The organism is Streptomyces sp. NPDC102406, assembly GCF_044765725.1.
GTDB lineage: Bacteria > Actinomycetota > Actinomycetes > Streptomycetales > Streptomycetaceae > Streptomyces.
In genome coordinates this window covers 694,091-706,531 of the sequence record NZ_JBIWKP010000001.1, presented here as the reverse complement: position 1 = coordinate 706,531, position 12,441 = coordinate 694,091, and the positions used below count along the sequence as shown (strand labels likewise).

Below are 12,441 nucleotides of genomic sequence, written 5' to 3'. Positions count from 1 at the left end.
TGCGGGTCTGGGGTACCCCGGCGTAACGGAGGCCCGCTCCGCTTTATTCCCGGGCCTCCGCTCCCGCCCCGGCCCCGCTACACCTGGATCACCGGTTTCTTCGTGAAGAGGGACCCCAGCTCCGGGACGTTCACCCGGCGGTCCACCAGGCGCAGCGCCTCCCAGACCGTGACCTGGTTGGCCGTGAGGACCGGCTTGCCCAGTTCGTGCTCCAGGTCGCGGACGTACGCCGCCGTGTGCAGCGCCGTGTCGGGAAGCAGCACCGCCTCCGCGCCGGGGTGGTCACCGGCGCGGGCCATCGCCAGGACCTCGTCCCAGCCCCACGTGCCGACCTCGGCGGCCGTGACGATCCCGCTGCCGCGCACCGAGACGACCTCGGCACCGGCCGCCTTCAGGAACGTGGCGAAGTGGTCGGCGACGTCCGCCGGATAGGTCGCGGCGACCGCCACCCGCCGTACGCCCAGCTCGCCCACCGCGTGCGCGAAGGCGAACGACGTGCTGGAGGCAGGCAGCCCCGCGGCCAGTGCCAGCGCCCTGACCTGCTCATGGGCGCCGTCCCAGCCGAAGACGAAACTGGCGGACGTGCAGGCCCAGACCACCGCCTCCGCGCCCGCGAGGCGCAGTTCCTCGACGCCCGCGGACAGCCGCTGGGCCGCGCCCATCTCCAGGAGCGCGTCGACCCGGTGCGCGTCCTCGCCGATGTCCGTGTGGACGACGGGCAGCCGGATGTCACTGTCGATCAGCATCTCGATGCGCGGGTAGTCGTCCTCGGCCGAGTGTCCTGGGTAGAGAAATCCGAGCGCTGTCATGTCCTATGCCCACCCTTCCTGGCCCTCCGGAAGTTCCGGCAGGCCTTGTCCGGGCCGGAGTCCTTCGTCCGGCAGGGGCCACTGCCGTCGCGCCGCCGGGTCGAGCAGCGCCTGATAGGGCCCCACCGCTCGCGTACCCAGTCGTCGCAGGGCTGCCCACATCGTGACCTGGTTGGCCGAGATCACCGGGATCCGCAGCTCGGCCTCCAACTGCGGGATGACGTCGTACGTCGGCAGGTTCGTGCAACTGATGAAGAGGGCGTCGGCCGTGCCGCCCACCGCGTCCCGCGCCATCTCGGCGACGTCCCGGTAGGGCACCTTCCAGATGTGCCGGGTCAGGCCGAGGTAGGCGCGCCCGGTGACCACGGCGCCGGCCTGTGCCAGGTACTCCTCAAGGGACTCGGTGACCGACTGGGTGTAGGGCGTGACGAGCGCGACGCGGCGGGCGCCGAGTTCCTCCAGCGCCTCCAACAGCGCGCCCGACGTGGTGAGAGAGGGCCGCTCGCCCGAGCGGCGCATGGCCGCGCACATGGCGCGCTCGCCCGCGATGCCGCCGACGAAGGAGCCCGACGTGCAGGCGTACGCGAGGACTTCGGGTTCGGCCGCGCCGAGGGCCCGTACCGCCTCGTCGAGCGTCTCGTGCTCGCTGACCAGGCGCGCCAGGTCGAGGCTGACCTCGACCGGGACGAAAGGGGTGCGGGTGAGATGGAGGGAGATCTCGTCGGGCACCCAGCGCCACAGTTCGCGGTCGAGGGCGAAGTCGAACGGTGCGACGACGCCGACGCCGCGCTGCGGCTGCGGTCCCCCCAGGAAAGAGACGTCCATAGAGCATGCCCCAAGTTCAGACGTGGTGATGCCGGGCGCGGTGCTAGAGCCGGCGGAGCCCCCGCCGGGACGTCGGGACAGCGAGGAGAAGGGGGAACCGGCGGACGCCGTGCCCCTGTTGACGAAGGTAGGTTCAGGTGCCAGCGTGGTCAATCCGCCCATGTCAGATGGTTGTCACCCGGCTCTCGACATATCCGCCCCCCAAGAAAAGCGGAGCTTCGTTGCGAAACGATTTCCCTGCCGTGTCCGGTCCCGACGGCTCGGGCTCCGCGGCCGGGGGCCCGGCCGGTGGCCGTCCCACCGTCCTCGTCCTGGACGCGGCGCCCGGGGAACCGCCGCCCCGGCTCGGCGGCCTCACCGGCCGGGCCCGGGTGCTGCACGCCGCCGACGCCGCCGGGCTACGGGCCGAACTCCCCAACTCTGACGTGCTGTTGGTGTGGGACTTCCTGTCCGACGCGGTACGGGAGGCCTGGCCCGGTGCGGGGCCGCGGCCCCGCTGGGTGCACACGGCGAGCGCGGGCGTGGACCGGCTGATGTTCCCCGAACTGGTCGACTCGGCCACCGTGTTGACCAACGCCCGCGGCGTCTTCGACGGACCCATCGCCGAGTACGTGGCCGCGCTCGTGCTCGCGATGGGCAAGGACCTGCCGCGCACCCTCGCCCTCCAGGCCGACCGACGGTGGCGGCACCGCGCGTCGCAGCGCATCGCGGGGACCCGCGCCTGTGTCGTCGGCTCGGGCCCGATCGGGCACGCGATCGCCGCACAGCTCAAGGCACTTGGCATCACCACGGCGCTGGTCGGACGGCGGGCGCGGGCCGGTATCCACGGACCCGCCGACCTCGACCGGCTGCTGGCCCGCGCCGACTGGGTGGTGTGCGCGGCGCCGCTGACCGAGGAGACGCGCTCCATGTTCGACGCGCGCCGGTTCGGCGTGATGCAGCCCGCCGCCCGCTTCATCAACGTGGGACGCGGGCCGTTGGTCGTGGAGTCCGACCTGGTGGACGCCCTGCACAAGCGGTGGATCGCGGGCGCGGCGCTCGACGTCTTCGAGCATGAGCCGCTGGCGCCGGACAGCCCGCTGTGGACGACTCCCGGGCTGCTGGTCTCGCCGCACATGAGCGGGGACACGGTCGGCTGGCGGGACGAACTGGGGCGCCAGTTCATGGAGTTGTACGGGCGCTGGGAGTCCGGCCGACCGCTGACGAATGTAGTGGACAAGAAACGTGGGTATGTCCCCGGGAACTGATCGCTGAGCCATGGCGCCGCGCCATGGGGTGGAGGGCGGATGTCGACCGAGCTCACCGGACTGACCGCGCAGGACCTGCTGGACGGTTACCGCAAGGGCGAGTTCAGCCCCGTGGACGCCACCCGGGCGGTACTCGCCCGGATCGAGGAGACCGAGCCCGAGCTGAACGCGTTCGTGCGGATCGACGCGGAGGGCGCGCTCGCCGAGGCCGGGGCCAGCACGGAGCGATGGCGGCGCGGCGAGCCGCGGGGCCTGGTCGACGGGGTGCCGGTGACGGTGAAGGACCTCCTGTTGCAGCGCGGCGGACCGACCCTGCGCGGCTCCCGAACCGTCGCGCCGAGCGGGAGTTGGGGCGAGGACGCGCCGTCGGTGGCGCGGCTGCGCGCACACGGGGCCGTCTTCGTCGGACGGACCACCACGCCCGAGTTCGGCTGGAAGGGCGTCACCGACTCACCCCTGACCGGGATCACACGCAATCCGTACGACACCGCGCGCACGGCGGGCGGTTCGAGCGGCGGCAGCGCGGCGGCCGTCGCGGTCGGCGCGGGCCCCCTGTCGCTCGGCACGGACGGCGGCGGTTCGGTCCGTATCCCGGCCGCGTTCTGCGGGATCTTCGCGCTGAAGCCGACGTACGGGCGGGTGCCGCTCTATCCGGCCTCCGCGTTCGGGACGCTGGCGCACGTCGGGCCGATGACGCGGAGCGCGGCCGACGCGGCGCTGATGATGGACGTGATCTCGGGCTCCGACCCGCGCGACTGGTCGGCGCTCGCCCCCGCGACGGGCAGCTTCCGCCAGGGCCTGGAGGGCGGGGTGCGCGGCCTGCGGGTGGCGTACTCGCCGACGCTGGGCGGACAGGTCGCGGTGAAGCCCGGGGTGGCGGCGCGGGTGCGGGCGGCGGTGACGCGGCTCGCCGAACTCGGCGCGTACGTCGAGGAGGTCGACCCCGATCTCAGCGATCCGGTCGAGGCGTTCCACGTGTTGTGGTTCAGCGGGGCGGCCCGCGTCGTGCAGCATCTGTCCGCCGCGCAGCGGGAGTTGCTCGACCCGGGGCTGCGGGAGATCTGCGCGCAGGGCGCCCGCTACAGCGCGCTCGACTATCTGGCGGCGGTCGACAAGCGGATGGCGCTCGGCCGCCGTATGGGCCTGTTCCACGCCACGTACGACGTGCTGCTCACGCCGACGTTGCCGCTCACCGCGTTCGAGGCGGGGGTCGAGGTGCCGCGCGGGTCGGGGCTGCGGCGCTGGACGGGCTGGACCCCGTTCACCTACCCGTTCAACCTCACGCAGCAGCCCGCGGCGTCCGTCCCGGTCGGGCTCGACGGCCACCTGCCCGTGGGATTGCAGGTGGTTGCGGCCCGACATCAGGACGCGCTGGTGCTCAGGGTCGCGCAGGCGCTCTACGAGGCGGGGGTGAGCACGAGCGTCACAGCCGCTTGAATCCGAGCGTCTCCCCCACCGCGCCCGCCCGCCACAGGTCCTGGCACGCCGCCGCCATCTCGTCCAGGCCCTCCACGACCTGGCCCCACACGATGCCGGGCACCCATCCCACGTCCCCGTTCATCAAGAGGTTGTTGCGCTCGTAGAACAGCGCGAGGTCGACGACGGGGGCGCCCGCGGCCAGTGCGGCGCCGTCGCCGTAGCCGTAGGACTGGGACCCCAACTGCGTCCCGTTGAAGGAGAAATAGCAGAGGTCGCCCGGGATGGGCGTGACCGTCGGGTTCTCCAGTGGTGGCTCCTGTGGCGCGAATGCCGGGAACAAGGCGTAGATCTCGTTGCGGGCGTATTTGGCGTGGTAGACGTCGGAGACGAGGGGCAGGGCGTCCCACACCGCCGCGCAGGCGAGTGGCGCGCGGTCGTCCAGCAGCTTCGCCGTGCAGGCCACACCTCGCTTGGCCAGGGAGACTTCGATGAACCGGTCCGTTGAGTCCGCTGAGTGAGCCATGGGTTCCATGGTCCGCCTCATTCACCCCCGTGGGTCAAGACCGCATCAGCCGTGACGGGGGCCTGAATTGATCGGCATATGTTGAGTCGAGTCGGGTAGCCGCGCGCCCATGGCTCCACCAACTCAGATACGTAGAAGCGAGACTCCGCGGAGACGTCCTCTTCGCAGACGGTCACTGCTCGCGGGCGCCGGTGCGCTCGGCGCCGTGGGCGCCCTGGGAGCGGCGGGTTGCAGCCGGGTGCCGGACGGGGACACGCTCGCCCGGCTCAAGGGGCAGGGCACGGTACGCCTGGGCATCGCGGGCGAGGTGCCGTACGGGTACATCGACGACAACGGCGAGTTCACCGGTGAGGCGGTGGAACTGGCCAAGGTCATCTTCAAACGGCTCGGTGTCGGCCACGTCCAGCCGGTCGCCACGGACTTCGCCTCACTCATCCCCGGCCTGAACACGCAGCAGTTCGACGTCGTGTCCGCCGGCATGTACATCAACAAGGAACGCTGTCAGCAGGTCATCTTCGCCGACCCCGAGTACCAGATGCTGGACTCCTTCATCGTCCGCAAGGGCAACCCGAAGAACCTGCACACCTACGCCGACGTGGTGAAGGCCAAGGCCAGATTCGGCACCGGCACCGGGTACGCGGAGATCGCGTACGCCGTGGACGCCGGCTACAAGGAGTCCGACATCGTGATCCTCCAGGATCAGGTGGCGGGGCTCAACGCGGTGGAGGCCGGACGCATCGACGTGTTCGCGGGCACCGCCCTCACCACCCGCGAGGTCACCAAGAAGAGCCGCAAGGCCGAGCACACCGAGCCGTTCGCGCCGACGGTCGACGGCAAGAAGCACATCGACGGCGGCGGCTTCACCTTCCGCCCCACCGACACGAAACTGCGGGACGCCTTCAACGTCGAGATCCACAAGATGAAGAAGAGCGGCGAACTGTTCCGGATCCTCCAGCCGTTCGGCTTCACCAAGGCGGAGATGACGACGCTGACCGCCGAGGAGCTGTGCCGATGACCGCCGGACTGTGGGAACACTGGGTACTGCCGGGCATCTGGATCACGGTCCAACTGACCCTCTACAGCGCGGCGCTCGCCACCGTGGTCGCGTTCGGCGTGGGCACGGCGCGCACGCACCGGCTGTGGATCGTCCGGTTCGTGGCCGGTCTTTACACCGAGATCTTCCGGGGCACGTCCGCCCTGGTCCTGATGTTCTGGATCTTCTTCGTCCTGCCGCAGCTCGCGGGCTGGTCGCTGGTCCCGATGTGGGCGGCCGTCCTGGCGCTCGGCCTGTCCTACGGCGCGTACGGCGCCGAGATCGTCCGGGGCGCGCTGACCGCGGTGGCACCGGCGCAGCGCGAGGCGGGGGTCGCGCTGAGCTTCACGCCGTGGCAGCGGCTGCGGCTGATCCTGCTGCCGCAGGCCGTGCCGGAGATGATCCCGCCGTTCTCGAACCTGCTGATCGAGCTGCTCAAGGGCACCGCCCTGGTCTCGCTGCTCGGCATCGGTGACGTGTCGTTCGCCGCGTATCTGGTGCGTCTCGCGACGACCGAGAGCGCGGAGGTCTACTCGATCACGCTCGTCATCTACTTCGTGATCGCGTTCCTGCTGACCCGCGGGATGCGGGCGCTGGAGCGCAGGACGAAGGCGAACATCGGGCAGCGGCCCGAGCGCGGGGCCGGTGTCATGCGCAAGCTCGACCTCCGCCGCCAGAACGAGACCGGAGGTGCCGCCCTGTGATCACCACTGCCGCAACGAACTGGGACTGGTCCGCGGTCGGCGACTTCATGCCGCACTTCTGGGACGGCCTCCTCGTCACGCTCCAGGTCCTGCTCTACGGCTCGCTGATCTCCTTCAGCGTCGGTCTGCTCTGGGCCCTCGCCTTCCGGGCGCCCACCCGCTTCGTCCGCTGGCCCGTCGGGCTGATCACGGAGTTCATCCGCAACACGCCGCTCCTGGTGCAGTTGTTCTTCCTGTACTTCGTGCTGCCCGAGGCGGGTATCCAGTTCTCCGCGCTGACCACCGGCGTCGTCGCGATCGGCCTGCACTACTCGACGTACACCGCGCAGGTCTACCGCGCGGGCATCGAGGCGGTGCCGGTCGGCCAGTGGGAGGCCGCCCGCGCGCTGAGCCTGCCGTACCGCAAGACCTGGACGGCGGTCATCCTGCCGCAGGCCATCCGCCGCGTCGTGCCCGCGCTCGGCAACTACGTCGTGGCGATGCTGAAGGACACCCCGCTGCTCGCGGGCATCGGCGTCCTGGAGCTGCTCCAGCGCTCGCGCCTCGAAGCGGCCAAGACGTTCCAGTACACGGAGGCCCTCACGGTCGTCGGTGTCGCCTTCATCGTCATCTCCTACCTCGCTTCCCTTCTTCTCCGATCCCTGGAGCGCCGCCTTGTCCACTGACGCGAACCTCTCCAAAGACCAGCCGAACCCCAAGGTGGACGGCGCCGAACTGATCCGCTTCGACAAGGTCGTGAAGCGGTTCGGCGACAACACCGTCCTCGACGAGCTGGACTTCTCCGTCGCCTCGGGCAAGCACGTCACGCTGATCGGCCCCTCCGGTTCCGGCAAGACGACGATCCTGCGGCTGCTCATGACGCTGCTCAAGCCGGACGAGGGCACGATCAAGGTGGGCGGCGCGTACCTCACCCACGAGGAGAAGAACGGCAAGCTGGTCCCGGCCGGTGAGAAGCACATCCGCGAGGTCCGCAAGAACATCGGGATGGTCTTCCAGCAGTTCAACCTCTTCCCGAACATGAAGGTGCTGCGCAACATCATGGAGGCGCCGGTCACCGTGCTCGGCCTCTCCAAGGACGAGGCGGAGCAGCGGGCGCGCGAGCTGCTCGACCTGGTCGGCCTGGGTGATCGCCACGACGCGTATCCGACGCAGCTCTCCGGCGGCCAGCAGCAGCGCGTCGCCATCGCGCGGGCCCTGGCGATGCGGCCGCAGGTGCTGCTCCTGGACGAGGTGACCTCCGCGCTCGACCCGGAGCTGGTGGCGGGCGTCCTCGACGTGCTGCGGGACATCGCGCACACCACGGACATCACGATGCTCTGTGTGACCCACGAGATGAACTTCGCCCGGGACATCTCGGACCAGGTCCTGATGTTCGACGCGGGCCGGGTCATCGAGTCCGGTACCCCCGAGAAGATCTTCAACGAGCCGGACCACGAGCGGACCAGGGATTTCCTCAGCGCGGTGCTGTGACAGGGGCATATGCCAAGGTGGCGCGTTCCAGATGAGAGCCGCGGAGCGCGCCGCCAATCTCCCCGACCACCGCCCTCGTTGGGGGTGTTGGCGGCTATCGTGGTGGGAGCCCAGCCGTCCGGGACCGATCCTTTGCAGGGGGATGCCGTGGCGCTGAAGCACGAGCAGGACGCGTCGTCGTACCAGCCGAACGAGTCGGTTCAGCACGCCCTGCGCGTGCTGGACGCCGTCGCCCACAGCGGCGCGGGCATCACCGACACCGAGCTGGCGCGCGACACCGGCCTGCCCGCGGACCAGCTCACCGCGCTCCTGCGCATGCTCCGCCGGGAGGGGTACGTCCGCCAGATCGCCGACGGGGCGTACGTCACCGGGGAGACGCTGAGCAGTCTCGGCTCCGCCGAGGGCGGCGCGGCGGCCCTCACCGCGAAACTCCAGGTCACCCTCGACGAGCTGCGCGACACGGTGGGCGCCGCGGTCTACATCAGCCGGTACATCGACGGCGAGGTCCACATCACGCAGTACGCGTCAGGGCCCGAGACCCCCGCGGTCAACGAATGGGTGGACTTCCGCGTCTCGGCCCACGCGAGCGCCGTCGGCAAGAGCCTCCTCGGCCAGCTCGACGTGGACGGCCGTCGCGATCACCTCTCCCGTCACAAGATGGCCCGCCTCACCTCGCGCACCATCACCAACGAGAAGGTGCTCCTCTCCAAGCTCGCCACCCAGCCCGCGACCGTCCCCGTCCTCGACCTCCAGGAGTACGCGGTCGGCACGGTCTGCGCCGCGGTCCCGATCACCGCGGGGTCCTCCGTCGGCTGCCTGGCCCTCTCCCTCCCGGTGGAACACGCCCACCGCCTCCACGACGCGGCGGACCGCCTGAACAAGAGCGCGGCCCCCGTCCTCCTGTCCCTGACAATCTGACCCGCCCCACGCACGCGCAGGCTCCCGGTCCCACCTGAGGACCTCCACCGCCCCGCCCCACGCGAAAGGCCCCCCGCTCACACGGAGGGCCTTCACTGTCGGTGCGCCGCCGGGGACTCGAACCCCGGACCCGCTGATGCCGCATCTCCCGGGGGATGACCCCCGGACCCCCAGCCGCCTTTCCCGGCGTCGGCCCTGGAGGCGGGAAATGGCGACAGCTCCCCGCGCTTTCCCGCAGGGCCCCACGCTGGCCCCGGGGGACCGGGGGTGCGGGTGGCGGAGCCCCCGCTGGGCGCGGCGCAGCCGCGCAGAAACAACGGTGGCGGGACGGTTCGCGCTTTCCGCGAACACATCCCGCCACCGACAACGTGCGCCGCCAGGGACTCGAACCCCGGACCCGCTGATACCGCATCCCCCGGGGGGTAACCCCCGGACCCCCAGCCGACCGCCCGGCGCCGGGACCCGCCCCGTTCCACGCGAAAGGCCCCCCGTTCGCACGGAGGGCCTTCACTGTCGGTGCGCCGCCAGGGACTCGAACCCCGGACCCGCTGATTAAGAGTCAGCTGCTCTAACCAACTGAGCTAGCGGCGCCTGCTGACAGGTAAATAGTACCTGGTCCGAGGGGGTGCCTTCGACCAGGGCGTCAGGGGGGCGTCAGCAGGGTCTGTCTGCCGTGGGTGCGGTACTGGGCGGCCAGGGCTTCCCGGTCGGGGGGCGTCAGGCGGCGGTACGCCGGCTCGGAGGGAGGGTGCCACCACACCTCGCCCCCGCTCCAGAACCCCTCGCGGCGCAGCTCCCCGCGCCGCACCTTGTTGGTCGCCGTCACCGGCATGCGCGGCACCACCCGGACGAAACGGGGGGCCATCTTCGTCCCGAGATCGCCCTGCGCCAGCAGGAACTCGCTGAACGCCGACGGATCGAACCCGACCCCCGCGCGGAGTGCCAGCACCGCCATGACCTGGTCCCCGGCGACGGGATCGGGCACCCCGTACACGGCGACGGCCGCCGCGTCGGACCAGCGGGCGAGGATGTTCTCGATCATTGCGGGGGCCAGGTTCTCGCTGTCCACGCGAATCTTGTCGTCGCCGCGCCCCGCGAAGTAGAGGAAGCCGGCCGCGTCCCGGTAGAAGAGGTCGCCCGTCCAGTACCAGCCGTTCCGCCGGACCCGCTCGGCGTACGCGGCGTCGTTGCGCCAGTACCCCTCGAACGGTGACCGCCCCCGGTTCACCAGCTCCCCGACGGCGGCGTCCCCGTTGACGAGGCGCCCGCCCTCGTCGAACACGGCCGGCGGGCACTCCGCCCCGGTCCGCGGGTCGAGGACCGCGAGATCGTCGCCGGGTGCGGCCCGGCCGATCGCGCCGGGCGGGGTGTCGGCGGTGCGCTGCACGGCGGCGCCGCCCTCGGAGGACCCGTACCCCTCGACGAGCCGTACCCCGAACCGCTCCTCGAACCGCGCCGCGTCCACCGCCCCCGCCTCGGTGCCGAAGCCGACGCGCAGCGGATTGTCCCGGTCGTCGGGGCGCTCCTCGGTGGCCAGGACGTACTGCACGGCCCGCCCCACGTACGTGAAGTAGGTGGCCCGGAATTTTCGTACGTCCGCCAGGAACCGGGACGCGGAGAACCGCCGCGCGAGCGCCACGCCCGCTCCGGCCGCCATGGCGGGGGCCCAGTCGGCGATGACCGCGTTGCCGTGGAAGAGCGGCATGCAGACGTAGTGCACGTCGTCCGCGCGGACGCCGAAGTGGCGGACCAGCGACTGCCCGGCGGCGGCGAGGCGCCCCTGGGTGCAGATCGCGGCTTTGGGGGCGCCGGTCGACCCGGAGGTGAAGTAGAGCAGCATGCGGGTGCCGGGCCCGATCCCGGCGGCGCTGTCCGGTATCGCGTCCGTGTACGGCGCGAGCAGGTCGGCGTAGGCGTCCGTGTCGGTGACCAGGACGCGGATGCCCGGCAGGGCGAGCCCGTCGAGCAGCGGCAGTTTGGCGCGTTCGGTGACCAGGACACGGCACTCGGTGTGGGTGAGGTCGCGGGCCAGTTCGGCGCCGCGCCGGGTCGGGTTGATCCCGGCGACGGCGGCCCCGGCGAGCGCGGCGGCCCCCAGCCACTGAGGGAATTCGGGGGTGTTGTCGAGCAGCACCCCGAGGTGCGGTTCCGCGCCGCGCGGCAGTAGATCGGCGAGCAGCGCGGCGCGGGCCGCCGCGCCCGAGGCGACCTGGTGGTGGCTGAGGACCTGGCCCTCGTGGGCGAGCCCGGGCCGGTGGTCGCCCCAGCGCTCCTGGACGAGTTCGGCGAAGGTGCGCGTCGTCGTTCCCATGGCGGCGCACGGTAATTGACGTAGCGTCAGATGTGGAGGCCGGTGGGCACTTCGGCCACGAAGAAGACACAGAAGGCCACCACGACGCCGAGGAACCCGAGCAGCAGGACCGTCCCCGCCAGGTTCGTCCCGGGGCGGGGCGCGCGGGCCGTGGCGTGTTCGGGGTGCCGGGCCGCGTAGTGCACGACGACCACGTCGCCGGGGACGGTGGTGGCGGGGCCGCCCGCCTCGTCGATGCGGACGGTACGGCCGTCGCGGGCGGTGAACTCGTAGACGTGGTGCTGTGTCGTGTGCGGGTGGTCGTCCCCGCCGCGCGAGGTGTACGCGCGCAGGCAGCGCGCCTCCGCGGTGAGTCCACCGCGCCAGGCCGCCCGCAGCCGCAGTGAGCGTCGCACCACCGCGAACCCGGCGCACAGCGCCACGCAGGCGATGAACGACGGTGCCAGATAGAAGATCAGGTCCATGGGAGCTCCCCCTCGGCGTTTCCCCGCACACCGCCCGCGATCGGGACGGCATGCGGGGAAACTACCCGCGTCCGGGGCTCCGGAGCCTCAGGGCAGGCTCAAGAAACCGCGCACTCAGAAGGTGACGTCCGAGCACGCGTAGAACGCGTTCGCCGTGTCGGCGATCGTCCACACCGCGAGGATCACGTGGTGGCCCGACTTGCCGGACGGCAGGGTGCCGGAGTGCGAGAGCGTGGCCGGGGGCTGGCCGCTGTAGGGCACCGTGAGGAACGGGGTGGTGTCCAGGGCGGCGCGGGTCAGCGGCTTGCTCGCGTCCCAGCCGTTCTTGGTGATGTAGTAGCGGAAGTCCGTGGTGGAGTGCCGGGCGGTGAACTGCCAGCGGAACGTGTAGCTCTGACCGCCCGTCACCTTGGTGGTGGGCCAGGCGGAACCGTTCGGCTGCTTGGCCGCGTTGAGCGCCGAGAACTCGCCGTGGTTGGCCGAGCAGATCTGGCCGTCGGCGGGGCCCGCGGCCGGGAAGCCCTTGGGCCCCTCGACACTCTGCGGCTCCCACTGGATGTTGCCGCAGCCGGTGACGGTGCCGTTGGCACAGAGTTTCTGCCGGCTGATGGGCAGGTCGGTATAGCCATGGCCGCTCGCGCCGCCCGCGGAGAGCGCGAACGCTCCCGCGGTGGTGAGGCCGAGCAAGGCCGCGAACATCTTTTTCCGCATGCTGCCG

The 12,441-nt window shown here is 71.3% G+C and carries 13 protein-coding genes and 1 tRNA gene; 7 read left to right on the top strand and 7 right to left on the bottom strand.

Going from position 1 to position 12,441, the window contains the following annotated elements:
• Positions 1-77 precede the first annotated feature (77 nt).
• Together ACIRF8_RS03400 and ACIRF8_RS03395 are read right to left on the bottom strand one after the other, a co-directional pair.
• A complete protein-coding gene (locus tag ACIRF8_RS03400) occupies positions 78-809 on the bottom strand; it encodes a decarboxylase (RefSeq protein WP_404210356.1) in 732 nt (243 codons plus the stop codon).
• A gap of 3 nt (positions 810-812) precedes the next feature.
• A complete protein-coding gene (locus tag ACIRF8_RS03395) occupies positions 813-1,634 on the bottom strand; it encodes an aspartate/glutamate racemase family protein (protein WP_404210354.1) in 822 nt (273 codons plus the stop codon).
• A gap of 242 nt (positions 1,635-1,876) precedes the next feature.
• Here ACIRF8_RS03395 and ACIRF8_RS03390 point away from each other — a divergent pair, with 242 nt between their 5' ends.
• Together ACIRF8_RS03390 and ACIRF8_RS03385 are read left to right on the top strand one after the other, a co-directional pair.
• Complete coding sequence (locus ACIRF8_RS03390; protein ID WP_404210352.1) at positions 1,877-2,881, top strand: D-2-hydroxyacid dehydrogenase; 1,005 nt, start codon at positions 1,877-1,879, stop codon at positions 2,879-2,881.
• 39 nt (positions 2,882-2,920) lie between these two features.
• Complete coding sequence (locus tag ACIRF8_RS03385) at positions 2,921-4,318, top strand: amidase (RefSeq protein ID WP_404210350.1); 1,398 nt, start codon at positions 2,921-2,923, stop codon at positions 4,316-4,318.
• Here ACIRF8_RS03385 and ACIRF8_RS03380 read toward each other — a convergent pair.
• Positions 4,305-4,823: a DUF3830 family protein gene (locus ACIRF8_RS03380; protein ID WP_404210348.1), complete on the bottom strand. Its 519-nt coding sequence runs from the start codon at positions 4,821-4,823 to the stop codon at positions 4,305-4,307. The two genes, ACIRF8_RS03385 and ACIRF8_RS03380, sit on opposite strands and share 14 nt — an antisense overlap.
• Positions 4,824-4,932: 109 nt before the next feature.
• Between ACIRF8_RS03380 and ehuB the strand changes: the two genes are divergently transcribed.
• From ehuB to ACIRF8_RS03355, 5 genes are all read left to right on the top strand, one after another.
• Positions 4,933-5,838, top strand: a complete 906-nt coding sequence (gene ehuB / locus ACIRF8_RS03375) for an ectoine/hydroxyectoine ABC transporter substrate-binding protein EhuB (RefSeq protein ID WP_404210346.1) — start codon at positions 4,933-4,935, stop codon at positions 5,836-5,838.
• Positions 5,835-6,560, top strand: a complete 726-nt coding sequence (ehuC, locus tag ACIRF8_RS03370; protein WP_404210344.1) for an ectoine/hydroxyectoine ABC transporter permease subunit EhuC — start codon at positions 5,835-5,837, stop codon at positions 6,558-6,560. Before ehuB ends, ehuC begins: the two co-directional genes overlap by 4 nt.
• Positions 6,561-6,607: 47 nt before the next feature.
• Complete coding sequence (ehuD, locus tag ACIRF8_RS03365) at positions 6,608-7,225, top strand: ectoine/hydroxyectoine ABC transporter permease subunit EhuD (RefSeq protein WP_404212254.1); 618 nt, start codon at positions 6,608-6,610, stop codon at positions 7,223-7,225.
• Positions 7,215-8,030, top strand: coding sequence for an ectoine/hydroxyectoine ABC transporter ATP-binding protein EhuA (ehuA, locus tag ACIRF8_RS03360; RefSeq protein WP_404210342.1), 816 nt, complete (start codon positions 7,215-7,217; stop codon positions 8,028-8,030). Before ehuD ends, ehuA begins: the two co-directional genes overlap by 11 nt.
• Before the next feature lie 147 nt (positions 8,031-8,177).
• Positions 8,178-8,948 (top strand): IclR family transcriptional regulator, encoded by a 771-nt coding sequence (locus ACIRF8_RS03355; RefSeq protein WP_404210340.1) that lies wholly within the window; start codon positions 8,178-8,180, stop codon positions 8,946-8,948.
• A gap of 517 nt (positions 8,949-9,465) precedes the next feature.
• Here ACIRF8_RS03355 and ACIRF8_RS03350 read toward each other — a convergent pair.
• The 4 genes from ACIRF8_RS03350 to ACIRF8_RS03335 all read right to left on the bottom strand — a co-directional run bounded on the left by ACIRF8_RS03350 (position 9,466) and on the right by ACIRF8_RS03335 (position 12,434).
• Positions 9,466-9,539 (bottom strand) — tRNA-Lys (locus ACIRF8_RS03350).
• Between the two features lie 52 nt (positions 9,540-9,591).
• Positions 9,592-11,259, bottom strand: coding sequence for an AMP-binding protein (locus tag ACIRF8_RS03345; RefSeq protein WP_404210339.1), 1,668 nt, complete (start codon positions 11,257-11,259; stop codon positions 9,592-9,594).
• A gap of 26 nt (positions 11,260-11,285) precedes the next feature.
• Positions 11,286-11,723, bottom strand: coding sequence for a DUF3592 domain-containing protein (locus tag ACIRF8_RS03340; protein WP_404210337.1), 438 nt, complete (start codon positions 11,721-11,723; stop codon positions 11,286-11,288).
• Positions 11,724-11,837: 114 nt separating this feature from the next.
• Entirely contained in the window at positions 11,838-12,434 is a 597-nt protein-coding gene (locus ACIRF8_RS03335) for a lytic polysaccharide monooxygenase (protein ID WP_404210335.1), read from the bottom strand.
• Between the last annotated feature and the right edge of the window lie 7 nt (positions 12,435-12,441).